Source organism: Chroococcidiopsis sp. CCNUC1 (assembly GCF_023546805.1).
GTDB lineage: Bacteria > Cyanobacteriota > Cyanobacteriia > Cyanobacteriales > Chroococcidiopsidaceae > Chroococcidiopsis > Chroococcidiopsis thermalis.
Window position 1 is genome coordinate 5,754,182 of record NZ_CP097480.1, and the last position, 25,624, is coordinate 5,779,805.

The window sequence follows — 25,624 nt, forward strand, 5'->3', positions numbered from 1 at the left end:
GCTCGTGCGCTCCCTACTCCCTTGTAACTAACATCCAGCCAGAGGCTTGACCGAGGGATTCGATCGCTGGTAGCTTTAAACGTTCTAGGGTAGGGCGATCTAGAAGTAAATATGGATGTGGTTGCTGCCACTGTTGTTGCAGTTGGTTGAAGTTACTACTAATGACGCGGCGATCGCTGTAAAAATCTAAGGAAGGACGATTATAGGCGAAGGAAGTGTAGATTTCTCGGTTTGGAGGTGTGCGAGCTTGAATGAGAGCAGCTACGGGTTTGACTTGGTAGGCTTCTGCTAGTTCCCAAACCCAGTGGCGAGAGGTGACGAAGAGTAACAGGGCAACGTACATGCCCCAAATAAGTACGGCGATAAATTGTCTATCTCCCCTCACAGCTAGCCAAGCACTGAAAGTCATCGTGCCTGCTACTGCTGCCAAAATCCACTGTAATTCCCAGTCGGGATCGGTATTCCAAGGACTGTAGTAGAAACTGGCTGCCCACGTCGCCACCGCTAGTAAAGTTAAAAATGCGATCGCGTAGCGGGGATATTTAGCTGGATAGGGTTGCTGCCAAAACTGAGCCAATTGGACTCCCACAGCCAAAGCGATCGCGGGGTAAATAGGTAAAACATACCAGGGCAGTTTAGTTCCCATTAAGGAAATTGCTAGCAAGTAGCCTCCGCCCCAAACTAAGATCAGTTTTGCCCAACTCCAGTTGCGATGATTCCAGGTATAAAGCAGACCGCTAGGTAAAAAGATTAACCAGGGAAAGCAGTATTTGAGAATTTCAAGCAAATAAAACCAGGGGGGATGTTGGTGGTTTTCTACCGCTTGCCAAATCCGGCTGAGGGACTGCTCGACGACAGCGCGATCGGTAAACTGATGTCCGTATTGCCACCACTGAGCAGCATACCACGCTGCTACAGGCAAGCTCCCGATCGCGATTCCACCCCATAAATACCAACTACCTAACAAGCGGGGCGTATCCCAAAAGAGAAATAACAGGGCGATCGCTCCGAGTAATAGCCCTACCATACCCTTAGTCAGTCCAATCAATCCTAAACCGATGCCTACGCCCAAGCAGTAGCGCAGATTGCGACGCGATCGCAACAAACACCAAACTGTAAATAGAAAAAAACTGACGATCGCACCATCTAGCATTGCTAGCCTGCCGTGACGTAGCACGGGTAGCATGACTAGGTAAACTAAAGCCGAGAAAATTGCTGGCTGGCGATAGTGAAAGATTTCTCGTCCAATACTGTATAAAATTGGTATACCAAGCGCGGTTAGTAATGCCCCTGGTAAACGAGATGTCTGCTCATTTACCCCACCAATTGTATAGGTGAGAGCTATGAGCCAATGCATGAGGGGTGGCTTATTTAAATAAGGTTCGCCGCCTATAGTTTTTGGGTGCAGCCAGTTTGCAGGCGATCGCCATATTTCTCTTGCGACTTGCGCTACCGTACCTTCGTCCCAGTCTCGCAACGGTAAGTCACCCAAGTTTTTAGTATATAGAAGTAGTGCTGCCAAGAGCAGTCCCCCAATCCATAACCAATCGGCTCGGCTATGCAGCTGAGATTTCCAATGCTTAGCATTATCCCCAGTCAAAATCCAACGACGCATCTAAGTTTTAATACTCAAGGCTAGGTGTCAATAGAGTAGTGAATTAACGTTCCACTTTGTAGCTGTTTGGCTTGTCTCAGGTGTCAGCAGGGAACGAGTACAATTTACCACTTCTTTCTATTCTTGCTACAATGACGCGATCGCCCAAATTTTGAAACTATCCTAGATGCTCCACGGGCTGCACTGACAAGGCGATCGCTTACCATTCTTGATATAGCTTTTGGGCGTAAAACATAATTTCTTCGTTTGGCAGGCGGATTTTTGGTTTTTGCCTGGGATATAAATTCTCGATTGTTTCTGTATCTTGGCGGATGACTTCATCTACTGCTTTGAGGAGCGAATTCTTTAATAAGATTTTTAAAACTAAATTCTGAATTTTGGCAAAAACTAAAACAAATGTCTTAGTACGATTTTCTGTTTCAGGGTATAAAGAATGAATTTGAATAAATTGACCAGATGGAATTGTAGCAATAAATGAAGTTAGAGAAGGAAAGGAATATTCAAATTGATTGACAAAGGTTTTGGGAACGGTGAACAACACTGGATTACTGGCAAGTTCCTTGAATGTGTTGTCATCTCTAGTCACTTTTTGTAGAAGCTTAGTAGTGTAACCATTTTCTTGATAATCGTTCACCTCAATTGCCTTGATTTTGAATATTTCTCGATGCGTACCATTTTGATGATTGTAATCGTAATTAATTAAAAGATTGCTTAAAAAATTACCTTGAATGCTTTTACTACCAGCAATCCCAACAAATTCAAAACCAGGGGTAATTCTTTCAATTAATTCGGGAATGGGAATTTTCGGCTCGCATCCCCCATACGTCCAGATATTATCGCCAATAACCGTCAAATCTAATTTTTCTAACAAAGGTTGAGTTACTGTTTCCTCTCGGTACAACTGTCCTTGCGTGTCAAATTCTAGGGCGTGAAACGGACAAGTAATGGTATCTCGCTCTCGACAAATCCAGCCATCGGAGAGAGGGGCTTGCATGTGAGGGCAAATATTATCTAAGCCAAAGACTTCGCCTCTTTGATTTTGCCACAGTACGTAATCTCGACCGTTAAGAGTAATTTTATGAGGTTTATTAACTCCTAGCATCGAGCGATGAGCAATCAACCACGGCGCACCAGGAAGAATAGGATGCATAGACTGACCTCTTAAAGATCTAAAATATATGACGGTTTATTCGTATTTTCTCAAAATATGACGGATTGTTCGTGTTTGTCAAGCAAGGGTGGTGAGTCACCTACAAAATCTATGCGTCGTTCACCGAAACAGCAACGAGGTAAGCAAAGGGTAGAAAAAATTTTGGATGCTGCGGCTGAGGTATTTGCTGAGGTAGGTTATGAAGCCGCTACAACCCATGCGATCGCAACACGGGCAAATACAGCTGTTGGTTCGCTTTACCAGTTTTTTCCTGATAAAGCAGCTATCTTTCGCGCCCTAGAAATTCGTCATGTCGAACGAGTAAAAGCAATGTGGGCTAAGGTAAACACGCCTAGCATTATTCAGTTACCTCTGAGACAGATGATTCAACAGCTAGTAGCCGCTGTTGCCAAACTATTCGAGCAACCGACATCTCGTGTTGTTTTCGTGCAATTTTTCACCGCACCAGAAATATTTCAAACAATTGACGAGAGTTTGACTCAAGAGGCGATCGCATTTATGGCTAGTTTATTGAAACAGCGCCACCCTACCTTAAGCGACGAGAGAGCTAGCTTATTAGCCGAAGTCTGCGTTCATTGCAGCAACACATTAATTTTGATTGCTCTCCGCAGCAGCGAAACTCACAGTCAGCAGCTCATCCAACAGATTGAAGATCTACTCGTATCCTACCTCAGTCCTCATGTTGGCGATGAGGTATTGCAGGGCGAGGTAATGAAAGTAATGAAATGCCCTCACTGCCAATCCGAACGACTATCTAAAAACGGGCATCGCCACGGCAAGCAGCGTTATTTGTGTAAAGATTGCGGCAAGCAGTTTCCAGCATGGAAGGGATAAGCTCATGGTTCAAGTTGTTGCATCATTTCACCTACTTCCCGTGCAGCCGGATCGGTACTTTCTAATAATGAATGAGCAACATTATGCCGCTCTGTATGGCTACGATTTTGACTGAGTTTGTATTTCCCTTGCAACCGCGTCACAATCATTTCAAAGCCAACTATTCCACTCATCATTCCTTCACGGTAGCTGTCAGACAGCTCGTGCCATTGCGCTTTGTATTCAGACTCGTAGGTGTCAATTGTCTCCTCCATCATCTTGTCCATTAGTTCCGGCGAGCCAGCGCGAGTAATAATTTGAGGTATACCATAAGCATGAACGGCAACATAATTCCACGTTGGTACGTTCTCGCGTTTCTCATATAGAGATGGTGAAATATAAGCGTGCGCTCCTGTAAAAATAGCCAATGATTCATGCTTGCCAAAAGCTTGCCATTGAGGATTTTGCTTCGCAAGATGACCAGTTAGTTTAACAACATTATCCTGCACTGTGACAACGAGCGGAATATGCGAGGCAACAGGTAAACTATCAGTTGTAGATACCAACGTGGCAAAACTATGAGCTTGCATAAAAGCTACTAACTTCTCAGGATCGTCCTCTCGAAAGGCGCTGGGGATATACATGATATATCGACTTATGTAGGCTGCCAAACTAGCGTTAACTTCAGCTACTCTTCGTATTGTGTCATTACTTTTCGGTACTGTTGTGCAGTCAGCGCCATCTCCGCTAATATTTCGCGTTGCTCCTGCACGATGCTTTGTGCCTCTGCCGCTGCTCGTTGTGCCTCTTGCGCTATACGACGGGCTTCAGCAGCCTGCTGTCGTGCCTCTTCCGCAGCACGTCGCGCCTCTTCCGCAACACGCCGCGCCTCTTCCGCAGCACGTCGCGCCTCTTCCGCAACACGCCGCGCCTCTTCAGCCTGCTGCCTTATAGCCTCTTTTGTCTGCCGCATCTCCTCCGCGAATTCTCGGCTCTCCTCAGAAGCCTGACGGTCTTTCTCCGACTGGATGCGCTGTTGTTCGGCAGCATATTGGTGCAATGCAGCTTGCTGCTGCTGCTCAGCACTTATCTCTCGCTTTACTTCCGACTCGCGCCGATGTTGTTCGGCGTTTTGCCTTTCCCGTTCCGCTTCCTGTCGCTGTGTCTCGCTTGCTGGCATTGTTTTCTTCTCCATCTAGTTAGTCAAGCCGCAAGGTTAAACTAACAATCGAGTTGACATCACGAGCAGATGCAAACAACTAGAGTATATCTATAATTTTTCATGCAAGGAATCTACCCAACGCGATCGCCTGTGTCACTCCGATCGCATCTCATCGACAAAAACTTTCACGGAAAGTATCCTTCAATACAGCAAATAAATCATTATTCCCATGCTTCCCTTGCTTATAAATCCTCAGATACAGTAACAGTACGACTCGCGTGGAGAAGATTCAACCATGCTATGTGTAGACGAACTGTTAACGCTGGAGTTGTTTCAACAGCTTTCCCAAGAGCAGATTCACTGGGTTTGCGATCGCGCTCAAGAAATGGAGCTATCTAGCGGCGAAGTCTTCGTCAAACAAGGAGATCCGCCACGGGGATTTTATGTCATGCTATCAGGTCGGGTGAGCATTACCCGCATCAGCGAAGGGATCGAAATGCCGATCGGACAGCACCAAGCACCTGCTTTTTTTGGTGAGATTCAAGTCTTAACCGATGAACCAGTCCCCGTAACATTACGCGCTCTTTCTGATTGTCGGCTCTACGAAATCTCAGGCGACGACTTTCGTACCCTACTACATAGTTGTCGAGGCTTCGAGCGCTTAATATTTCGAGCCGTACAGAAACGATTGCGCGGTTTAGAGTCTTTTATTCAAAATCGAGAGAAAATGGCAGCTCTAGGCACGCTAGCGGCTGGCTTAGCACACGAACTTAACAACCCTGCGGCAGCTGTAATTCGTGCTTTGCAAGATATCACCCCAGCACTGCTCGAACTCCAACGGATGAATTTTGTTTACGGACAGCGCCAAGTAGAGGTAGAACATACAGAAAAATGGCTCAAAGTGCGTGACGATGGTTGGGATGCGGTTGTCAACCGTCGCATGAACCCCATTGAATTTAGCGATCGCGAGGAACAATTGCTTGAGTGGTTAGAAAACTATGGCGTAGAAGATGCTTGGAAACTCGCCGAACCATTAGCAGCTGGAAATGTAGATATAGAGACTTTAACCCAGCTGATGGAGCGCTGGAAGGACGATCCGACAGAATTAAAAGATATGGGGTTGCGCTGGCTGGCGCTGTCTTTTGAGGTTATGTGTACGGTTTCGAGTGGCTTGCGGGGAGCGCAGCGAATTTCTCAGCTCGTCCAGTCGATGAAATCTTATTCTTACATGGATCGCGGCGCGCAACAAATTGTTGACGTTCACGATGGAATTGAAGATACATTGCAATTATTTGCTTATAAATTCAAGCAAGGAATTGAAATTCAGCGGAATTACGATCGCTCTTTGCCTAAAATTCTCGCTTTCGGTAGCGAGTTGAATCAAGTTTGGACGAACTTAATTGATAATGCAGTTGATGCGATATCTTCGATAAGCTTTGCTAACGCGGGGAAAGGAGTCATTGAATTAGCTACCGCTCAAAATGGCGATTATATCCAGGTACAAATTGCCGATTCTGGTGCTGGGATTCCTGTAGAAATTCAATCGCGAATTTTCGAGCCTTTCTATACGACAAAGCCTGTAGGTTCTGGTTCGGGTTTAGGTTTAGATGCAGTACGGCGGATTGTCGAGAACCGTCACCAAGGAACAATTACATTTACATCGCAGCCTGGTAAGACTTGTTTTACAATTTGTCTGCCAATTGCTACACACAGTTATCAGTGAACAGTTACTTTTTATCTACTCCTCGATCGCGTAGATTGCTGGTAGTTGACGATATTTTTCGTCCATATCTATACCGTAACCGACAATAAAGCGATCGGGGATTTCAATTCCCAAATAATCGATTTCAACTTGAACTTTGCGGCGTGAGGGTTTATCGAGTAAGGCACAAAGTTTGAGCGAGGATGGATTATCAGCTTTCAATATTTCTATTGCTTTTGAGGTTGACAACCCAGTATCGACAATATCTTCAACTAAAATGACATCCTTGTTGTGAATAATACCTTCAGTTAAACCCATTAACATCTTGACTTCACCCGAACTAATGGTAGAACAACCATAGCTAGATAAACGGATCAGTTCGACATTAAAAATCGGAGTTTGCATCTGCCGGATCAAATCGGCGAGAAAGATAAAAGAGCCTTTCAAAACACCAATAACAACTGGAGAACAATTCTGATAATCTCGATCCAACTCCCGCGCTAATCGCTGCACAGTTGCTGCTATTTCTGACTGAGAAATGAGTGGAACGAGTTTTTTATTCATAGTTTTTCTATTTCACCATAAACTCATCTAATTCAGTAATTCGAGTCTGCTTCTCTTCCGCACTCAAAAACGTTGCTTGAAAGGAATTTTTCACCAATTTATAAATATCTTGCCTACTCAAATTTAAAGCCGATTCTATTTCTTGTAAATTCTCAGCTACGTAGCCGCCAAAATAAGACGGATCGTCAGAATTTACTGTCACGCACAATCCCATGTCTAATAATTGTTTAATGTTGTGCTTTGCCATCGAATCGAAAACACAAAGTTTGATATTAGATAGCGGACAGACAGTCAGAGGAATTTGTTTTTCAATCAAATATTCTAATAACTTCGGGTCATCGATGCAGCGTACACCGTGATCGATACGCGATATGCCTAAAAGATTTATGGCTTCCCAAATATATTCTGGTGGTCCTTCCTCGCCTGCATGAGCAACGGTAAGAAATCCTTCTTCTCGGGCTTTATTAAAGACTTTTTGGAATTTTGAAGGTGGATTTCCTACTTCTGAAGAATCCAAACCTACTGCTGGAATTGTATCTTTATAAGGTAAAGCTTGTTCTAAAGCTTCCATTGCTGATTCAGCGCTTAAATGTCGTAGAAAACAGAGAATTAAATAAGAAGAAATATCGAGTTGTTGTTTTGCTTCCTGTAATGCACGATAAATTCCTCGATGAACTGTTTCAAACGAAACCCCTCTAGAAATATGACCTTGAGGATCGAAAAAGATTTCAGCGTGGCGCACATTTTGAGCAGATGCTTTTTGCATGTATGCCCAAGTTAGATCGTAAAAATCTTGTTCTGTCTGCAACACGCTCATTCCTGCATAATAAAGGTCGAGAAATGATTGCAGGTTTTGAAAGTTGTAAGCAGCACGAATTTCTTCTACCGATTTGTAGGGTAGTTGAATATTGTTGCGATCGGCTAATACAAACATCATTTCTGGTTCGAGGGAACCTTCAATATGTATGTGTAACTCAGCTTTAGGAATCTGGCAAAAGAATGAATTCATCTTTAGAGAGTTAGTAGTTGCGTGTAGAGACGTTACATGTAACGTCTCTACATATAAATATGAAATTTATTCAGATGTACCGAAGCGCAATGTCATAAAGACAAATCGAATTATGAAAACTGCGGCTAAAATCCAAGTTGCGATCGTAACTTCGTGGGCTTTGCCTTGCAGTGCTTTGGCAATTGGATAGGTGATAAAACCAACTGACAACCCAGTGGCAATTGAGTAGGCAAGGGGCATAAACAAAATCGTCAAAAATGCCGGAACAGCTTCAGCTACATCACCCCAACGAATATCTGATACACCTGTCATCATTAACACGCCTGTAATGACTAGGGCTGGTGTAGTAGCGTAGGCGGGAATTGCCTCGAATAAAGGAACTAAGAAGATCGCCAGGATAAATAATACGCCTACAATCGCAGCTGTGAAGCCCGTGCGCCCCCCTTCCGATACGCCTGCGGCTGATTCTGCATATGTAGTGACTGTAGACGTACCGATCAGCGCCCCAGCAGTTGTTCCTACTGCATCGGCAAACAGTGCTTGATTGACTCGCGGTAGTTTTCCATCCTCTTTAATGTACCCTGCCTTCATGCCGACTCCAGACAGAGTACCAACGGTGTCAAAAATATCGACGAATAAGAATACTAAAAGTATGGCGATAAAGTCGAGAAAGTTGTTAGCAGTCAATCGCGATAAACCGAAAATGCCTTGTCCGATCAGATCTGTCGGTAGGGTAGGGATCTGAAAAATTCCTTTGGGCGGGGGTGTAACACCTACAATCCAACCGAGTAAGGCGGTGGCGAGTACCCCCCAGAGTAATGCCCCCTTAACGCGGCGTACTAAAAAAGCTGTAGTAATAATAATTCCGGCAACAGCTAGTAGAGTATTAGGTTCTCTGAAGCTACCCAGGGTTGTTTTTGTCACTTCGCTGGCGATAATTAGCCCAGCACCTCCAGTTTTCGGATCGCCAGATATCCCAATATAGGCAATAAATAAACCGATCCCTACTGATGTTGCTGTTTTCAGCGACATGGGAATGGCATTGACAATTTGACTGCGAACGTTGGTAAGGGTGAGGGCAATAAAAATCAATCCTTCGGCAAATACAGCCGCTAGTGCCAAACGCCAATCGATTTTTAGGGTTAAAACGACAGAATAAGCAAAAAAGGCGTTTAATCCCATGCCAGGGGCGAGGGCAAAGGGATAGTTGGCAACAAATGCCATTACCAGCGTTCCAATTGCGGCTGAGACTGCGGTAGCAAAGACTTGTTCGGCGAATAAATCTTTTGGCTGCTGTAGAAAAATCGCATCCGACAAAATTAAGGGATTGACGACGAGGATGTATGCCATCGTCATAAAAGTTGTCAATCCTGCCAGAGTCTCGATCCGAAAGTTAGTTCTATACAGGTCAAATTGAAAAAAACGAGCGATCGCTGCTTGCCAACCCGTATACTGTGGCGTAGGTGGTTGCTGTAGTTCTAATCGATCTGTATCGCTGCTCATTCTTTGGCTGTCTCCACCAAGTTATCTTTGCTTATCAATTTTGAGGAAGTTCTCAGCAAGCGTCAGTCAGGCTTGTTACTCTAACGACATAAAAGCTGTCTTTTGCACCTAAATTTAGTGACTACTGGGTGCATACTGTATGTCGTTGTTCGATCGGTTTTTTGTGTCAAAAAACACCAACTCTAAACTTGATAAGAAAAGTTAACTGGCGCTGGCTAAAGCTGACTATTGCAGTTAGAGCGCCAGAGACTCGAATGTGGCTCAAATTAACCTTCCACCTCAGATACCATTAACAAATCTCAATGTTTCATGGGAATACTCCCTAAGATAGAGATTGTTTGAAGCGATACACATCTTTGACAACAGTATTGGATTATTTTCCTAAATATGCCTCTAGCACTTGAGGATGTTGTTGCATTTCCTCTGGGCTACCATGAGCTAAGTTACGCCCCTCTGCCATCACCCAAACGCGATCGCACAGGGACATAATCACATCCATATTGTGTTCGATAATCAAAAATGTCATACCTTCGCGGTTCCAAGTTAAAATGCGATCGCAAATTTGTTCGATCAACTTGGGATTTACCCCCGCCGCAGGTTCGTCTAACAAAATTAACTTGGGTTGCGTCATTAACGCCCTTGCCATTTCCAATAACTTGCGCTGTCCTCCCGATAGCGCCCCCGCATACTCGTGCGCCATATGCGCCAAGCCCACCGACTCTAGTAGCGTCATCGCTTGTTCTCGCAGGATTTGCTGTTCTTTGGCGATCGCCCAAGGTTGAAATTGCAGCCGCCAAAAGTTCTCTCCGTCTTGCTTTTGCGCCCCTAGCATCATGTTTTCTAGTACTGTCAGCCGCGAAAGCGTCCGTGCGACTTGAAACGTGCGTACCATACCCTGTAAGGCAATTTGATAGGTTCTCAATTGCTGCACGGGTGCGCCGTCAAAAATTACCCAGCCGCGATCGGGACGAATAAAATTTGACAGTAAGTTGAATAAAGTTGTCTTACCCGCACCATTGGGACCAATTAACCCCGTAATACTTCCTTTCGCTACTTCTAAATCGGCATTATCCACAGCCTTAATCCCGCCAAAACTTTTGGTAAGACCGCTAGCTGATAATAGTGGCATTGGTTGGGATTGTAGATCTTTGGATTCCATTGATAATGATTGGTAATGGGTAATGGGTAATGGGTAATGGGTTGTTGGTTGGTCTTAGACAAATGACAAATGACAAATGACCAATGACTACTTTCCAAGTGTCAATTCTTCTTTCTTACCTAATATTCCTTGCGGTCGCCAAATCATCAGTATCATCAGTAGTAAGCCGATAACCATAATCCGAAACGCACTCAGGCGCACGTCATCGAGGGGTACGATTTTGGGCAAGATAAAACGGGTGGCGCTGTCGTAAGCAAAGAAAACAACTGCGCCGAGGATCGTACCGAAATTGTTACCCGCACCACCTAAGATCACCATAATCCAAGCATCGAAAGTTGTCTGCGGCTGGAAATCGTTCGGATAAATTGAAGTTTGCTGCCATGCATACAAAGCACCAGAAATCCCAGCGATCGCCCCGCCTAACATTAAAGCTTGCAATTTATACCAAAAGACGTTTTTTCCTAAAGCGCGGGCAACTTCCTCATCTTCGCGAATTGCTTTTAATACCCTTCCCCAGGGCGATCGCGCTAGCACTTCTAACCGCCATACGACAAAAGCTAGCACCAACACCGAGATCAGCATCAATCCCGATTTTTCGTAGTTGGTGAAGTTGTATAGTCCAATAGCTCCCGCCGCATAGGGGACAAAAATCAACAGCGTCGCCACTATGCCGACAATTGCCCGAAAGACTAGTGGTAAATAACGAGTCACAAACGACTTTTGACTTTTAACTTTTGACTTTTGACTTCCGATCGCCCATTTCCAAAGTTTCCAGTAACACGCAACCACAACTAATGTGAGTAGCCCTACCATTATCCATTTCATCACCGTATCGGGGTTAAAATCTGTTAAGGGTAGAGGATATCCCTGCAATCCAAAAGCCCCAGGTGTGGGAGTATTAGGAGTTGGCAAATCTTGATTGTTGACCACCAAGCGAATGAGTTCCGATACCCCAATCGTGACAATTGCTAAGTAGTCTTCCCGCAACCTTAGTGTTGATAAACCAATTAACCATCCTAAGAGAGCGGCTACTAAAGCTCCAGCTAGCGTTGCTACGATTAAGGGTACGCCATACATGCTTAACAATACAGTCGTGTATGCTCCCAAAGTCATGAAAGCAACCAGACCAAAGTTAATTAACCCCGTTAAACCCCACTGCAAGTTTAACCCCAAGCTGAACAGGGCAAAAATTGCTGTAGAAACTGTCAGAAACAAGATATAGGCAACCCAACCGATAATTGTTGGATCGTTCATCAGGGCGTTTAAATCTAACATAAGCGTTGCTAAACCCGTCGCCACACTAGGGAATGTATGCTTTTGTGCTAAAAGATTTTAACCCAACAAGGATAGAAGTCAGTAGCGATCGCATCTTTATCTCACCGAGACTGTTTTCTGCAACAGCTACGAGAAATCAAACTAAAGGGATACACAGCAAGCCCGTCCTCTAGTCAACACTAAAAACTATATAAGACTGCAAAACGCAAGCAACAGCTTCCTTTAAACTAAGACTTGTTATCAGCGCAAACAGTAAGTAGAGAATTGTTATGGATGCTGCGGCACTTTGGCAACGCTATCAAGACTGGCTCTATTATCACGCCGGACTCGGATTTTACGTAGATATCAGTCGGATGCGCTTTGACGATGCATTTGTAGAGGGGTTGCAGCCCAAGTTAGAGAAAGCATTTCAAGATATGGCGGCTTTAGAAGGGGGAGCGATCGCCAATCCTGACGAAAATCGGATGGTAGGACATTACTGGCTGCGCGATCCCGATCTGGCTCCAACTCCAGAAATTAAACAAGAGATTGTTGAATCTGTAGACCAAATTGAAACCTTTGCCCGAAAAATTCATAGCGGAGCAATTCATCCACCCCAAGCACCCCGCTACACTGATATTATCTCTATTGGTATTGGCGGCTCGGCACTCGGTCCCGAATTTGTCGCTGAAGCTTTAGCTCCTGATTTTCCTCCCCTGGCGATTCACTTCATTGATAACACCGATCCGGCGGGGATCGATCGCGTGTTAACGCGGGTGAGAAATCGTCTCACCAGCACTTTAGTTATCGTCATTTCCAAATCTGGAGGCACGCCAGAACCGCGTAACGGCACGATTGAACTCAAAGCAGCCTATGCAGGTCACAATTTAGACTTTACCAAACACGCGATCGCCATCACGACTCCCGATAGCAAACTCGATCGGCAAGCAAAATCAGAAGGCTGGCTAGCCACTTTCCCCATGTTTGACTGGGTGGGGGGACGCACTTCAGAACTATCCGCCGTCGGCTTGCTACCAGCCGCTTTGCAGGGTATCGACATCCGGGCGATGCTGGCTGGCGCAAAAGAAATGGATGTAGCAACCCGCGTTGCCGATCTCAAAACCAATCCCGCCGCCTTGCTTGCCCTCGGTTGGTATTACTCTGGGAACGGACGCGGTGAAAAAGATATGGTGGTGCTGCCCTATAAAGACAGCCTCTTACTATTTTCCCGTTACTTGCAGCAATTGGTGATGGAATCTCTGGGTAAAGAAAAAGACCTCGACGGTAACATCGTCCACCAAGGAATCGCCGTCTATGGTAACAAAGGTTCGACCGACCAACATGCCTACGTCCAGCAATTGCGCGAAGGCGTACCCAACTTCTTTGCTACCTTTATCGAAGTCTTGGAAGACCGTTCGGGCTCCTCGCCAGACATCGATCCAGGCGCAACTGCTGGAGATTATCTCTCTGGCTTCCTCCAAGGAACTCGCCAAGCCTTGTATGAAAAACAGCGCGATTCCATTACCATTACCATTCCCCAAGTCAACCCCCACACAGTAGGCGCATTAATTGCCCTTTACGAACGAGCTGTAGGTTTTTATGGTTCGCTAGTCAATATTAACGCCTACCACCAACCAGGCGTGGAAGCAGGGAAAAAAGCAGCCGCCGTGGTGTTAGATTTGCAAAAACAAGTCTTGCAAGTCCTGCAAGAGGCTAAAACTCCTTTATCTCTGGCACAAATTGCCAAGAAAGCCGCAGCCACAGACCAAATTGAGGCAATTTATAAAATTCTGCGCCATCTGCAAGCAAATCGGAGAGGGGTGGCAATGCAAGGCGATCCCGCCCAACCCGGTAGTTTGACGTTTTCTTTAAGTTAATTGGGATTCGTAGGGGCGCACTGCTGTGCGCCCGTACTAGGGAGTCGGGAAAATTGTAGAGACGTTACATGTAACGTCTCTACAATTCCATATCACATTTGGTTACATTCTGTTGCTAGCGCAACACTTTTTTACAGAAAACTGGGTTAGATTAGGAGCGAACCACTTAGTCTAAACGGGTTTGGTATGGCTGCTCATCGGGGTATTGAGATCTATCCGCTAGCTTCAATTCAAGGGGGAATGGCTCAGTTTTATACTCCCCAGTCCAGCCACGAGACAATGTTGGTACAGATTCCGCCGCACACGATTGACGATCTCTTCGTTCACAAATCTCAGACAGACCAGATTTTAGTTGTTAGAGGGCGTTTAGCCCTCGTGACTTTAGAAAATAAGCAGTATCGCTACACTCCATTGAGCGATCGCCTGCCTCAAGTTGTTAAAATTCCCCCAGGCGTGCTACACGGTGCAATAAATCTAGATTCCGAACCATGCACGATCGTTAACGCCGTTCTGCGCCATCGTCCGACGCAACCGCGAGATTATATTCCTCGTCCCCGTCCTTTTCCCTACAATCTCGCGATCGCGGGAGCTAAACTAGCAGAGATGGAGGCTGTAATTATTCAGCAAGCCTTGGGTAGTGTGGGAGTATGACTGATTGGTAGATCCGGCATTTCTTTTATTCGTGCAGCACGGCTGGGCAGATGATAACCGTGCCATGATGCTACTGGCGCGTCGGTTGGTCACAGATACAATTCCAGTGTTTGCGCCGAGTCTGGGTTACGTTCAAACTTGGGTGAGAATTGAGCCTTTGATTCAGGCAGTGGAAAAGCTGGCTAGCGAACAGATTGCCAAATATCCAGACGTACCGCTGAAGATTATCGGTCATTCGATGGGTGGTTTGATCTGGTTAGAGGTATTGCATAAGCATCCTGAGTGGTGGTCTAGTATTCACTCGTTGGTTTTGATTGCATCGCCAGTCGGTGGTGCAGATGTGGCACGGGCGATCGATCCTTTAAATTGGGGAATTGGGATTGCTGGCGATCTGGGAAAAAATCGTAAGCCAATTGCAGCCGCGATCGCCTCTATAATTCCCACATTAGTTATTGCTGGCGATATTGATGGTGGTAGCGATGGCACGGTTCCAGTAGAATCGACAAAGTTTCAAAATGCTCGGTTTATCTGCTTGCCAGGACTAGCTCATGCCGTTTTGCGAAATTATCCTACGGTTGCCACCATCATTCAAGACTTTTGGATGGATGCTAATGTCGGTGAGGCGATCGTCTATGACGATATCGTACAACGGTTGCAGGCAGTACCAGGCATGACAGACGGTCATCGCCGCGATTTTAGTAAAGCCCAAATTGCGATCGCACTGCCAAATGGTGCTACTATTCGCACTTGCAAGAACTTATTTGGGATTGATTGTGTCTTTGTTGCCTCTCCTACCGGAGAATGTTTGTATGCAGGCTTTGTTGGTTGGTTGCACGCACCAGATTTACAAAAAGCTCTAGAAGATATTCAGCAAGCATATTAATTGATTAAATGCTGCAATACTCAGTTCACCCAGCTCCTAGATTCATTCGCACTCATTTAAATCGGCTTTTACCGAGTTGGTCGTTGCCAGTTTTATCTGTGGTTGTAGTTTTACAACTGTGTCAATTTGCTTTCTTGGAACGGACAGTTGAGACAGAAATCTATAAGAACGAATTTCGGCAACAATTTCTAGAATTTGGCAGCCAAATCATTGCCCAACTGGGAACAATGGGATACTTAGCAGATATGTTCGACCCGCGCACTGGTTTCCCTATGACTTCTCCTCCCGGTCAAGTGCGGTTGAGCGATGTGAAAGTTGTCGGCGCTACCCTGGGCTATACAATCGATCGTAGCGGTCAGTGTGCCGCGATCGTCCATCCAACTTGGGGAAAAGCAGTTTATCCTTCTACGCTTGTCTCATCTGCCCAACCAGATGTAGTTGCAGAAATCGTGGCTAACATAGCAGCTAATAGCACGCACTACGATATTCAACCCGTAGCAGGATCGAGCGATCCAACCGTAGAGGGGCAATCTTTTCCAAATATAAAGTCAGTATAAGAGAGCCAATATAAGAGCGTGCATCTGCGATCGCAGCTTGAGAAAAAATTTATGAAAGCATCCACACAAGGTTCTGGTAAAGAAATTGTACTGCCTTTGGCAACACTATTTGCTATCTTGGCGACTCTCAGCGTTAACGTCTTGTCAAATTTCTTTCCAGTTCGAGGATTAAATATTGGTGAAATTGCCAATACCATCCTTCAAGGCGTGCAAATTACGCCAGCAAATTATGCCTTTGCTATTTGGGGATTAATTTATCTCGGATTAATTGCCTATGGCGTTTATCAGTTTCTTCCAGCACAGCGCCAAAATTCAACTCTGCATCGAGTTGATGTCTTACTAATTATTGCTTGTCTAGCTCAAATTGCTTGGGTATATCTCTTCACGCTACAGCTATTTTGGCTTTCAGTAATAGCAATGCTAGCAATTCTAATTTCCTTAATTGGAGCTTACTTGCAATTAGAAATTGGCAAACGAGTATCGCGCGAATTCAAATGGCTGGTACACGTACCATTTAGTATTTATTTAGGTTGGATCTCTGTAGCAACGATTGTTAATATTGCCTCTGCTCTGTATATTTCTAATTGGGATGGTTGGGGCATAAGCTCTCTAGGATGGACTGTCATTATGCTACTTATTGGTGCAGCGATCGCCTCTGTAGTTGCCCTTCAACGGGCAGATATCGCCTTTACGCTGGTATTTGTTTGGGCGTATGTGGCGATCGCCGTGCGTCATTTATCTTTAAATAATCCTGCCATTTCAATAACCGCTGTAGTAGCAGCGCTCGGACTTGCAGTTCTGCTATTTTACGGTAAGAAAAAGCGCAAAAGTCAACAGCAAGCAGTTAATGCAAGGTTCTAAGCACAAAAGTACGATATTTGGCTAAAAATGCGGATATAAATGCTGCTGCGCCTACAAAGCAACTTGGACGCGATCGCGCATTCCCGATTTGCTTAAAATTGTTGTCGTACAGATGCACGCTCCTACGTTACTCGTTCAACAGTTGCATTGCTTCTTCACACCAAGCTACCCACTCGGTTTCATAACGAATACCCCGTCTTAGGGTAAGACAGCGACATTGTTCTGGTAGCGATAATTCAGCCACGTTCTCACAGCATTTTTGATACCATTCTTTGTAGATTGATAACTGCTCTAAGTGAATTTGGCGGCGACGTTCTAGTTCTTTAAGAATTACCGGACGGGGAACTAAATGTCCCGCCAGCACTTTGACCATCAAATCTTCGCGAATCTGTGTAGGTTCCGAAGGTTGAGCGATCCATTCACACAAATTTTCTCTACCGCTATCGGTAATGTGATATAGCTTCTTATCCGGTCGTCCTGCTTGAGGGATCGTCTCGGATATTACCATGCCTTCATCTTCTAGCTTGGCTAATTCTCGATAGATCTGTTGCTGCGTCGCTTTCCAATAGCAACCGCTTTTATCCGCAAACTTTTTTGCCAAGTCATAGCCACTCAAGGGTTCTATGCTGAGTGCTGCTAATATCGTATGCCCTAATGCCATTTCCAAACAGAGGTTGACATATCCAATAAGTTGAGTATAGCATCTTGTTTATACTCAATTTGTTTTATATAAAACAGTTGAATATAAAGAAGCGATCGCCAATACCAATAGACATATTTCCAGACTGATGCAACCGTAGATGCCGACATCAGGAGCAGAATTTCATGAACGATCGACCATTAGAAGGTATGGACGTATCATCACACACACCCACAGAGCCAGAATCAACTCCTCTAGATGTAGAAGTCGTACCCCGTATTCCTAAACGCAGAAATCTATTAGCATCCGCACTTGGTATCTTGCTGCTATCAGTCATAGCTGTGGGTGTAATGCGGCTCGTTAGTAATGATGCTCCTATCAGTACGAAATCCGAGCGCCGCTTGCCAGTCAAAACAGCTCCTTTGCAAGCCGTGCAGTCTTATACGGCAATACGAACTTACACGGGTGAGGTAGCAGCGCAGAGAGCTAGCGAACTGGGATTTGAGCGAGTGGGGGAGTTAGTACAGGTGTATGTCGATCGCGGCGAGAAGGTAAATCGCGGTACTCCTATTGCCAAACTCGATACGCGGAATTTAGAAACACAGCGATCGCAGTTATTAGCACAAAAAGCCAAAGCTGAAGCTGTGTTGGAGGAATTGCAAAATGGAGCTAGAACGGAAGAAATTGCCGCAGCGCGATCGCAAGTACGGGATTTAGAACAACAACTGAGTTTAGAGAAAATCAAACGCGATCGCAGAGAGAAATTATGGCGCGATGGAGCCATTTCTAGAGAACAATTTGACGAAATCGCCTACGGTTCCAATGCCCTCTCAGAAAGGCTAGCAGCAGCCCGCAGCAATCTAGATGAGTTATTAACTGGGACGCGCCGCGAACAAATTACTGCCCAACAAGCTGAAGTGAGACAGCTACAAGCAAGTATTGCAGATATAGACGTGTCAATTGCCAAAAGTACCATCAAAGCCCCTTTCTCTGGAATTGTCGCAACACGGCAACTCGATGAAGGTACTGTAGTTAATGCTGGACAAACAGTGGTGCGCTTGGTAGAAGAGAGCGAACCTGAAGTTGAAATCGGCGTTCCGACGCACGTAGTAGCACAACTAAGATTGGGAAGCCAGCAACAAGTACAAATCGGGCAAAAAACTTATTCAGCAGAAGTTACATCGATTTTGCCAGAAATTAATTCTGCGACTCGTACACGCACCGTCATTTTAGCCTTACCATCTGCAATCTCCAATTTATTAGCACCGCGACAGGTGGCAAGGTTACAAGTTCGGCAAAATGTAGCAACGACAGGTTACTGGTTGCCTACTACAGCATTAGTCAGAGGAGAGCGAGGCTTGTGGGCATTTTATACCCCAGTAGAAACACAAGATAAGTCTTATCAAGTGGAACGTAGGGATGTAGAAGTCTTGCATACCGCAGGCGATCGCGCTTTAGTCAGAGGCACTATTCAATCTGGAGATAAGGCAATTATTGACGGTACGCAGCGCGTTGTACCAGGGCAGTTAGTAGAGCCGATTTAATTGGTAATTAGTAATTGGTAATTGGTAATATTTTGACTTTTAACTTTCAACTTTTAAGTTTTTATGTCTACTCTTTTCTATCGCAATCGTCAATTACTTCTCCTCGCACTTACGTTAATTCTAGTGTGGGGATTGTCTTCATTTTTTACTTTACCGCGTTTGGAAGATCCAGAAATTACCCAGCGCGTATCGACGATAACGACTTTGTTTCCTGGTGCGAGTACCGAACGGGTAGAAGCTTTGGTGTCAAAACCAATTGAAGATGAGTTATCAGAAATTGAAGAAATTGATTCTTTAGAATCGCGATCGCAGTTAGGAATTTCTGTAGTTACTGTCAATCTGAAAGAGTCGGTGCGGAATGTAGATCGAGTATGGGAACAGGTACGCAGTGAAGTTGATGATGTGATTCCCAGATTACCGCAAGGAGCGCGATCGCCAGTATATGAAGATCGGGAAGTCAAAGCAAATGCCCTAATTATAGGTTTGACTTGGGAAACAAATACACCTCCAAATTATGCTATCTTACGTAGAACGGCAGAAAGACTAGAAGACAAACTGAGATATTTACCCGGAACGCAGAAGGTAGAAATATTTGGCGCTCCAGAAGAAGAAATGCGGGTAGAAATTAGTCCGGCTGAGTTATCAATGCTGGGAATAACAGCAGCAGAATTATCGCAGCAGATTTTAGCTAGCGATGCCAAGATTAGTGCCGGACAATTGCGAGGACAAAATAACGAACTCTCGTTTGAAGTTGCTGGAGAATTAGATTCTTTAGAACGCATTCGCAACATTCCTATCCGCACTGAAAATAACGGACAAGTAACGCGGCTGGGAGATATTGCCCAAGTTAATAAAGGTATTATCGAACCAGCGGCAAGTTTGTCATTTGTCGTAGGAAAACCCGCGATCGCCTTGGCTGCTACAGTAGAATCAGCTATGCGCGTGGATGCCTGGGCGCAGGCTGCTAAACAGGCTTTGCAAGAGTTTCAAACCCAATTACCCAAAGGTATTAGTTTACATACAATTCTCGATCAAAGTCGTTACGTGCAGCAACGCATCAATGGCGTGTTGTGGGAAATGGCTTTTGGCTCGCTGTTAGCCATGGCAGTAATTTTATTTATGATGGGCTGGCGATCGGCTGTGGTTGTAGGTGCAGCTTTACCCTTGGCAACTTTGTTAGCGTTTGGCTGCATGGAAGTATTAAACGTCCCCTTGCATCAAATCTCAATGACGGGTTTGGTGATTGCAATTGGATTGCTAATTGACAACGCGATCGTGATGGCAGATGAAGTTCAGGTACGGTTGCAAAGAGGCATGAAAGCAAGAGCAGCGATCGCCGATAGCATCCATCATATACTCGTTCCCCTGCTCAGTTCTACTCTAACCACAGTACTAGCCTTTTTACCAATTGCCCTTGCACCTGGCGGCGTGGGAGAATTTACGGGGACAATAGGCGTAACGGGAATTCTCGGACTCACAAGTTCTTTAGTTATTTCCCTAACAATTCTACCCGCTCTATCGGGAAGATTACATCAATGGTCGCCTGCTGTTTTCAAGGGAATTTTGCCCCCCTTTTTAAGGGGGTTTGGGGGGATTTTGCCCTTTCCGAGAGGAGTTAGGGGGATCTTACAGTCAGGTTTTTCCCATCCTCAACTCACCAGAATTTATCGCCGATCGCTACAACTTGCTTTTAGCCGTCCTGCGATCGCAGTTGGTTTAGCCTTAATATTACCAACGGTCGGGTTTACCCTCGCACCCCACCTACCGCAACAATTTTTTCCGCCCTCCGGTCGCGATCAGTTTTACATTGAAGTTGAATTTCCCAGTCAGGCTGGAATAGAACAAACGCGATCGCAAGTTTTGCAAGCACGGGAATTAATCTTACAGCAACCAGAGGTAACGGACGTACATTGGTTTTTAGGCGAAAGCGCCCCGACTTTCTACTACAATATTGTGGGTAGTCAAGAGGATGCCGCTAACTACGCCCAAGGACTCGTTCAACTGCGCCCTAACACCCTTTCGCGTCCGATTATTCAATCCCTGCAAACTCAGTTAGATCGAGCTTTTCCAGGCGCACAGATACTTGTACGACAAATCGAACAGGGACCGCCATTCGATGCACCTGTAGAAGTCAGGTTGTACGGTGCAGATTTAACTCAACTGCGAAAATTAGGCGATCGCCTGCGGGCAGAAATGGCTCAAATTAAAGAGATCACTCATACCCGTGCTAGTCTAACTGAAGCGCAGCCCAAACTTGCGGTCAATGTCGATGAAGAACAAGCCAGAATGGTAGGACTAGATCGCAGTGCGATCGCCCGTCAGTTAGATGCAAATTTAGAAGGAACAACAGGGGGTTCCGTACTGGAAGCAACGGAAGAATTACCCGTCCGCGTGCGATTGTCCAACTCTGGGCGGAGTAATCTAGAACAGATATCGGATCTCGATTTATTACCAACTGATAATAGAAACAGTCAAACGATACCTTTATCTACTGTAGGAAACATTAGCTTAGTTCCCGATCTTGCCGTTATTCGCCGCCGCAACGGACAACGAGTTAATGTCGTGCAAGGGTTCATGACGGCTGGGACTCTTCCCGCCAATGCTTTGACTCAGTTACAACAACGTTTGCAACAGGATAATTTTCAACTTCCGCCTGGTTATTCCTTTGAGTTTGGTGGTGAGTCGGAAGAACGAAATACAGCTGTGGGCAATATCTTATCTACCGTTGGAGTATTGGGAGTATTGATGACTGCAACTCTGGTACTGACTTTCAATTCCTTTGCTTTAGCAGCTAGTATTGGCGCGATCGCTATTCTTTCTGTAGGTTTAGGGTTAGGTGCATTGTGGCTGTCGGGCTATCCTTTTGGCTTTACAGCTATTCTCGGTACAATTGGCTTGATTGGGATTGCCGTGAACGAAGCAACGGTAGTGATTGCGGCGCTGCAAGCTGATGTGAAAGCTAGTACGGGCGATCGCCACGCTGTTGAAGAAGTTGTCGTGCGCGCTACGCGCCACTTAATTGCCACTACAATCACCGATATGGCTGGCTTTACTCCCCTACTTTTCGACCCTACAGGCTTTTGGAATCCACTGGCGATCGTCATCGCAGGAGGATTGGGAGGTGTTACCTTACTCTCTATGTATTTCGTTCCTGCTGTCTATTTGTTGTGGACAAAAACTCGTCACCAGTCTGTAACGGTTGCCTGGCAAAGTAGTTAAAACGGAGTTTCTACCACCTGTAGAGTCAGAATTTTTCCTGAGTGGGGATGCTCGAAACAAAGTTCTCTCGCGTGTAAGCATAAACGCTCTACTTGGGCGCGACAACCGTACAATCGATCGCCCAAAATGGGTATTCCTAAACCTCTAGGATCGGCAGCATGAACCCTAAGCTGATGCGTTCGTCCTGTTAGAGGGAGGAACTGAATCCGAGTCGAATCCTTCGATCTTGCTATGACTTGGAATTCCGTTAAGCTAGGTTTTCCCCGTGCATCAATTTTCTGATAAGGGCGATCGCTAGGATCTCCCCAAAGTGGCAGTTGAATCGTACCGCTTTCTTGCGTCACGCATCCGGCAAGTACCGCTTCATAAACTTTACGCACTCGCCGTTGTTGAAATTGCTGGCTCAGATGACGATAAGAGGCGCGATCGCGAGTCAGTAGCAAAATACCTGACGTTTCTAGATCGAGGCGATGTGGAGCTGCGATCGCCATGCCATCGGGCAGTAAGTGACGTAAACGAGACACGACGCTATCATAGCGATCGCTACAACGACCGGGAACGGAGAGCAGTCCTGGCGGTTTATTCACGGCAATCAGCCATTCATCTTCATAAAGAATAGATGTCTTGGTTTGGATGCATAGATCTTGGAGATCCCCCTTAATCCCCCTTAAAAAGGGGGAAACAAAGCCATCCTTTTCATAAAGAATAGATGTCTTGGTTTGGATGCATAGATCTTGGAGATCCCCCTTAATCCCCCTTAAAAAGGGGGAAACAAAATCGTTCTTAGCCCCCTTTATTAAGGGGGGTTGGGGGATCGGATTGCCCCTCTTATTAAGGGGGGTTGGGAAGATCTCATTGCCCCCCTTTGTAAGGGGGGTTGGGGGATCTCTGCTGTAAACCTGACAATAAAAACCCCATCAACGGCTGACAGCGTTCCGTACAGGCTCCATAGAACTCTCCCTGCACTTTTTCGCCATTAGTCGAAGGCAATCCCCACCAAAACTCCGCCATTGCCAGTGGCTTCAAGTTATGAGTTGCCGCATAATGCAACAACTTTGGCGCACAACAAGCCCCAGTTCCAGTAGGTAGCGAACCCGCCATCAACTGCTGTAGTGGTAGAGACTCCCCTGCGAAATTGCTCAACCTATAGCTAGCGTGCATCAGTGCTTGCAGCTGCCTCGATAAACTTTTCCGCTGTTGTTTCAACTCGTACATTCTCTTATCTGCTTGCTCGATCGCCTGTTGGAGCGGTTGTAACAGACAATCTCGTTGACGCTTAAACAGCTTGCGATCGATCCCATCCTGACGACTTTGTTCGTCCAGTTGCGCTAATGCCTCTACTAAAGCAACGCCTGCGAGGGTATCTTGAAATACCTGGCGCTGAAATTGTCGCTGTTGCTTGCGATCGCGATGTAGGATTGTAAGTTGCTGCCAGCGCGTTTCAAAATCCTGCACTAACGTTGCATACTTTTGCCGTTCCGGTATTTGTTGCAAAGCAATTAGCTCTTGTTTCATTGCTGCTAACATATCCAGGGTACGGGCTTCTTCTAAAGCCAGCTCTTTGCCCTCGATCGCTCCCACCCAACCTGCAACCGTGCTACAACCATGCAAAAGCCCAGAAAATGCTTTCAGCACTCGCTGTTCCCCAGCAGCAGTCTCGACAAGCAGCACACCGTACATTTTCCCCTCATGGGAATACCGCGCGATAGTAGCAAGCTGTTGCATCAACCCAATTGCGATCGCTTCTACAAAAGGGGTGCGGGGCAGTGTCAATAATTTACCCGTCTGAGGACAATAACCTTCATACCAATAACTAACAGGTGAATCATCAGCAACGCAACCTGAGCTAATAAAATCTGTTGGTAGATGAAGGGTCATAATTTTGGTAGTTGGTGGTTGGTAGTTGGTGGTTGGTAGTTGAGTGGTGCGTGGTGTGCGATCGAGATGTCACTGATAACTGATAACTGATAACTGATATGAAATCTCTGTCTCGACTTCCCAGGCAAAATATTGCAGCCAAAATTTTTCATTGGGTAAATATTGTTAGTTTATTCATTATGCTGACCAGCGGACTGCAAATCTACAATGCTAACCCCGTATTTGGCGGGCGTGCTGGCTGGCATATTCCACCAATTTTTGCCCTTGGAGGGTGGCTGGCTGGTGGTAGACACTGGCATTTTGCTGCAATGTGGCTGTTTTCGCTCAACTTGGTGTTTTATGGAATTTATATCCTCGTTTCCCGTCGTTGGAAACATCGATTTGTCAGCGACAAAGACATCAAAGCACTGAAATTGAGTCAAAACCAAAAGCGTCGTGCTTATGCATGGCATCGGATCGCTTATACGGCGATCGTTCCCATTTTATTACTTGCTATATTTAGCGGCTTGGGTATGTACAAACCCGCTCAATTTCACTGGATTGTCGATTGTTTTGGCGATTGGCAAGCGTTGCGAATCGTTCACTTCGCTACCGTCCCAATCGTGATTATCTTTGCCACAATCCACGCCTTACTAGGACGAAAAGTCGGTGGCGATCGCCTTTTGGAATCGATGTTTTGGTAAGCTTATCTATAACAATATGAATCAGATTCAAATCCCTCGCCAAAGACTATTACGTCGTCACTTTCTAAAACTTTCTGGGCTTTCCAGCGTCAGTTTATTATTAGGTGGATGTGGCACGCCTTTATTTGAAGATATAGTCGGTAAAGTCTCCGAACCATTGAACCAAAAAGTTGAAACTTTAATTTTCAATCCTGAAAAACTCGCACCAGAATTTCCAGTCAGCGAGATCGAACCAGAAGCATTAATTGTTAACTCATTTAACTTTACTCCAAAAATCGATCCAACCAAATTTCGTCTGGTTGTCGATGGTGCAGTCAATAAATTTCTCAGCCTCAGCATGATAGAAATTCAGCAAATGCCCCTTGCCTCAATGGTGATTCGTCACGTCTGCGTGGAAGGGTGGGCGGCGATCGTGCAGTGGGGTGGAGTTCGATTGCGGGATATTATTAATCTTGCCCAACCTAAACCCGAGGCAAAATACGTTTACTTTAAATCCGCTGACGGCTACTACGAAAGCTGGGATTTAGCATCGTGTCTGCACCCACAAACGTTGATGGCATATCAGAAAAACGGGCAACCTTTACCAATAGATAACGGTGCGCCTTTACGTCTCGCCTCGCCAATTAAATTAGGTTACAAGCAAAGTAAATGGGTCACTAACATCATCCTTAGCGATCGCCTCCTACCCGTCAAAGGCTACTGGGAAGACCAAGGCTATGAATGGTATGCAGGATTGTAAAAAGTCAAAAGTCAAAAGTTAAAAGTTAAAATTTACAACTACCAATTACCAATTACTGAGATTTTGTAGCAATCTCAACTTGTGTCCAGACCCGCCCAGAAATTAATTTCTGGGCTAATAGCACAAGTCTACTTCAGTAG

Annotated in this window: 20 protein-coding genes and 3 pseudogenes; 12 read left to right on the forward strand and 11 right to left on the reverse strand. The window is 45.5% G+C overall.

Going from position 1 to position 25,624, the window contains the following annotated elements; all coding sequences use genetic code 11:
• Positions 1–13 precede the first annotated feature (13 nt).
• Positions 14–1,615 (reverse strand): glycosyltransferase family 39 protein, encoded by a 1,602-nt coding sequence (locus M5J74_RS26645; RefSeq protein ID WP_250014234.1) that lies wholly within the window; start codon positions 1,613–1,615, stop codon positions 14–16.
• 199 nt (positions 1,616–1,814) lie between these two features.
• A complete protein-coding gene (locus M5J74_RS26650; RefSeq protein WP_250014236.1) occupies positions 1,815–2,765 on the reverse strand; it encodes a Rieske (2Fe-2S) protein in 951 nt (316 codons plus the stop codon).
• A 111-nt stretch (positions 2,766–2,876) separates the two neighbouring features.
• Here M5J74_RS26650 and M5J74_RS26655 point away from each other — a divergent pair.
• Positions 2,877–3,398, forward strand: a pseudogene (locus M5J74_RS26655) (TetR/AcrR family transcriptional regulator); the annotation flags it as partial.
• A gap of 108 nt (positions 3,399–3,506) precedes the next feature.
• Positions 3,507–3,602, forward strand: a pseudogene (locus M5J74_RS26660) (TetR/AcrR family transcriptional regulator); the annotation flags it as partial.
• 20 nt (positions 3,603–3,622) lie between these two features.
• Here M5J74_RS26660 and M5J74_RS26665 read toward each other — a convergent pair.
• Entirely contained in the window at positions 3,623–4,243 is a 621-nt protein-coding gene (locus M5J74_RS26665) for an FMN-binding negative transcriptional regulator (RefSeq protein WP_250014238.1), read from the reverse strand.
• Positions 4,244–4,287: 44 nt separating this feature from the next.
• Positions 4,288–4,779 (reverse strand): hypothetical protein, encoded by a 492-nt coding sequence (locus tag M5J74_RS26670; protein WP_250014240.1) that lies wholly within the window; start codon positions 4,777–4,779, stop codon positions 4,288–4,290.
• A 277-nt stretch (positions 4,780–5,056) separates the two neighbouring features.
• Between M5J74_RS26670 and M5J74_RS26675 the strand changes: the two genes are divergently transcribed.
• The gene (locus M5J74_RS26675) at positions 5,057–6,484 is read left to right on the forward strand and encodes a sensor histidine kinase (RefSeq protein WP_106166198.1); all 1,428 of its coding nucleotides are present in this window, start codon (positions 5,057–5,059) and stop codon (positions 6,482–6,484) included.
• Positions 6,485–6,499: 15 nt separating this feature from the next.
• On the opposite strand, the gene hpt is transcribed toward M5J74_RS26675, so the two are convergent.
• The 5 genes from hpt to M5J74_RS26700 all read right to left on the reverse strand — a co-directional run bounded on the left by hpt (position 6,500) and on the right by M5J74_RS26700 (position 11,973).
• Positions 6,500–7,027, reverse strand: a complete 528-nt coding sequence (gene hpt / locus M5J74_RS26680; RefSeq protein WP_250014242.1) for a hypoxanthine phosphoribosyltransferase — start codon at positions 7,025–7,027, stop codon at positions 6,500–6,502.
• 7 nt (positions 7,028–7,034) lie between these two features.
• On the reverse strand, positions 7,035–8,036 hold the full coding sequence (locus M5J74_RS26685; protein WP_250014244.1) for an adenosine deaminase: 1,002 nt from the start codon (positions 8,034–8,036) through the stop codon (positions 7,035–7,037).
• 66 nt (positions 8,037–8,102) lie between these two features.
• On the reverse strand, positions 8,103–9,539 hold the full coding sequence (locus M5J74_RS26690) for an NCS2 family permease (protein ID WP_015156912.1): 1,437 nt from the start codon (positions 9,537–9,539) through the stop codon (positions 8,103–8,105).
• A gap of 373 nt (positions 9,540–9,912) precedes the next feature.
• A complete protein-coding gene (locus M5J74_RS26695; protein ID WP_371933984.1) occupies positions 9,913–10,698 on the reverse strand; it encodes an ABC transporter ATP-binding protein in 786 nt (261 codons plus the stop codon).
• An 87-nt stretch (positions 10,699–10,785) separates the two neighbouring features.
• Positions 10,786–11,973 carry a branched-chain amino acid ABC transporter permease gene (locus tag M5J74_RS26700; RefSeq protein WP_015156914.1) on the reverse strand — a complete coding sequence of 396 codons (1,188 nt, stop codon included), beginning with the start codon at positions 11,971–11,973 and terminating at the stop codon, positions 10,786–10,788.
• A gap of 269 nt (positions 11,974–12,242) precedes the next feature.
• Here M5J74_RS26700 and M5J74_RS26705 point away from each other — a divergent pair, with 269 nt between their 5' ends.
• The 5 genes from M5J74_RS26705 (at position 12,243) to M5J74_RS26725 (ending at position 16,781) form a co-directional block, all read left to right on the forward strand.
• On the forward strand, positions 12,243–13,829 hold the full coding sequence (locus tag M5J74_RS26705) for a glucose-6-phosphate isomerase (protein WP_250014248.1): 1,587 nt from the start codon (positions 12,243–12,245) through the stop codon (positions 13,827–13,829).
• A 186-nt stretch (positions 13,830–14,015) separates the two neighbouring features.
• On the forward strand, positions 14,016–14,480 hold the full coding sequence (locus M5J74_RS26710) for a cupin (protein ID WP_015156916.1): 465 nt from the start codon (positions 14,016–14,018) through the stop codon (positions 14,478–14,480).
• A 4-nt stretch (positions 14,481–14,484) separates the two neighbouring features.
• Positions 14,485–15,363 carry an alpha/beta hydrolase gene (locus M5J74_RS26715; protein ID WP_106166194.1) on the forward strand — a complete coding sequence of 293 codons (879 nt, stop codon included), beginning with the start codon at positions 14,485–14,487 and terminating at the stop codon, positions 15,361–15,363.
• Positions 15,364–15,371: 8 nt separating this feature from the next.
• Complete coding sequence (locus M5J74_RS26720; RefSeq protein WP_015156918.1) at positions 15,372–15,920, forward strand: methylmalonic aciduria and homocystinuria type D protein; 549 nt, start codon at positions 15,372–15,374, stop codon at positions 15,918–15,920.
• Between the two features lie 51 nt (positions 15,921–15,971).
• Positions 15,972–16,781, forward strand: coding sequence for a tryptophan-rich sensory protein (locus M5J74_RS26725; RefSeq protein ID WP_250014249.1), 810 nt, complete (start codon positions 15,972–15,974; stop codon positions 16,779–16,781).
• A 127-nt stretch (positions 16,782–16,908) separates the two neighbouring features.
• Here the strand turns inward: M5J74_RS26725 and M5J74_RS26730 are convergent, their stop codons facing one another.
• Positions 16,909–17,442, reverse strand: a complete 534-nt coding sequence (locus tag M5J74_RS26730) for a PadR family transcriptional regulator (RefSeq protein ID WP_250014251.1) — start codon at positions 17,440–17,442, stop codon at positions 16,909–16,911.
• A 164-nt stretch (positions 17,443–17,606) separates the two neighbouring features.
• Here M5J74_RS26730 and M5J74_RS26735 point away from each other — a divergent pair, with 164 nt between their 5' ends.
• Both M5J74_RS26735 and M5J74_RS26740 read left to right on the forward strand, forming a co-directional pair.
• Positions 17,607–18,965 carry an efflux RND transporter periplasmic adaptor subunit gene (locus M5J74_RS26735; RefSeq protein ID WP_250014253.1) on the forward strand — a complete coding sequence of 453 codons (1,359 nt, stop codon included), beginning with the start codon at positions 17,607–17,609 and terminating at the stop codon, positions 18,963–18,965.
• A 63-nt stretch (positions 18,966–19,028) separates the two neighbouring features.
• Positions 19,029–22,184 (forward strand): efflux RND transporter permease subunit, encoded by a 3,156-nt coding sequence (locus M5J74_RS26740; protein ID WP_250014254.1) that lies wholly within the window; start codon positions 19,029–19,031, stop codon positions 22,182–22,184.
• Here the strand turns inward: M5J74_RS26740 and M5J74_RS33690 are convergent.
• Positions 22,181–24,062, reverse strand: a pseudogene (locus M5J74_RS33690) (RluA family pseudouridine synthase). The gene M5J74_RS26740 and the pseudogene M5J74_RS33690 overlap by 4 nt on opposite strands.
• 98 nt (positions 24,063–24,160) lie before the next feature.
• Between M5J74_RS33690 and M5J74_RS26755 the strand changes: the two are divergent.
• Positions 24,161–24,745: a cytochrome b/b6 domain-containing protein gene (locus M5J74_RS26755; RefSeq protein WP_250014259.1), complete on the forward strand. Its 585-nt coding sequence runs from the start codon at positions 24,161–24,163 to the stop codon at positions 24,743–24,745.
• A 16-nt stretch (positions 24,746–24,761) separates the two neighbouring features.
• Positions 24,762–25,484 (forward strand): molybdopterin-dependent oxidoreductase, encoded by a 723-nt coding sequence (locus M5J74_RS26760; RefSeq protein WP_015156922.1) that lies wholly within the window; start codon positions 24,762–24,764, stop codon positions 25,482–25,484.
• Positions 25,485–25,624: the final 140 nt, after the last annotated feature.

Coding starts and splice junctions, on each gene's coding strand:
- M5J74_RS26740 (WP_250014254.1), top strand. CDS start 19,029: ATGTCTACTCTTTTCTATCGCAATCGTCAATTACTTCTCCTCGCACTT.
- M5J74_RS26705 (WP_250014248.1), top strand. CDS start 12,243: ATGGATGCTGCGGCACTTTGGCAACGCTATCAAGACTGGCTCTATTAT.
- M5J74_RS26760 (WP_015156922.1), top strand. CDS start 24,762: ATGAATCAGATTCAAATCCCTCGCCAAAGACTATTACGTCGTCACTTT.
- M5J74_RS26665 (WP_250014238.1), bottom strand. CDS start 4,243: ATGTATATCCCCAGCGCCTTTCGAGAGGACGATCCTGAGAAGTTAGTA.
- M5J74_RS26675 (WP_106166198.1), top strand. CDS start 5,057: ATGCTATGTGTAGACGAACTGTTAACGCTGGAGTTGTTTCAACAGCTT.
- M5J74_RS26670 (WP_250014240.1), bottom strand. CDS start 4,779: ATGCCAGCAAGCGAGACACAGCGACAGGAAGCGGAACGGGAAAGGCAA.
- M5J74_RS26645 (WP_250014234.1), bottom strand. CDS start 1,615: ATGCGTCGTTGGATTTTGACTGGGGATAATGCTAAGCATTGGAAATCT.
- M5J74_RS26730 (WP_250014251.1), bottom strand. CDS start 17,442: ATGGCATTAGGGCATACGATATTAGCAGCACTCAGCATAGAACCCTTG.
- M5J74_RS26755 (WP_250014259.1), top strand. CDS start 24,161: ATGAAATCTCTGTCTCGACTTCCCAGGCAAAATATTGCAGCCAAAATT.
- M5J74_RS26650 (WP_250014236.1), bottom strand. CDS start 2,765: ATGCATCCTATTCTTCCTGGTGCGCCGTGGTTGATTGCTCATCGCTCG.
- M5J74_RS26710 (WP_015156916.1), top strand. CDS start 14,016: ATGGCTGCTCATCGGGGTATTGAGATCTATCCGCTAGCTTCAATTCAA.
- M5J74_RS26695 (WP_371933984.1), bottom strand. CDS start 10,698: ATGGAATCCAAAGATCTACAATCCCAACCAATGCCACTATTATCAGCT.
- M5J74_RS26685 (WP_250014244.1), bottom strand. CDS start 8,036: ATGAATTCATTCTTTTGCCAGATTCCTAAAGCTGAGTTACACATACAT.
- M5J74_RS26700 (WP_015156914.1), bottom strand. CDS start 11,973: ATGTTAGATTTAAACGCCCTGATGAACGATCCAACAATTATCGGTTGG.
- M5J74_RS26725 (WP_250014249.1), top strand. CDS start 15,972: ATGAAAGCATCCACACAAGGTTCTGGTAAAGAAATTGTACTGCCTTTG.
- hpt (WP_250014242.1), bottom strand. CDS start 7,027: ATGAATAAAAAACTCGTTCCACTCATTTCTCAGTCAGAAATAGCAGCA.
- M5J74_RS26690 (WP_015156912.1), bottom strand. CDS start 9,539: ATGAGCAGCGATACAGATCGATTAGAACTACAGCAACCACCTACGCCA.
- M5J74_RS26735 (WP_250014253.1), top strand. CDS start 17,607: ATGAACGATCGACCATTAGAAGGTATGGACGTATCATCACACACACCC.
- M5J74_RS26720 (WP_015156918.1), top strand. CDS start 15,372: ATGCTGCAATACTCAGTTCACCCAGCTCCTAGATTCATTCGCACTCAT.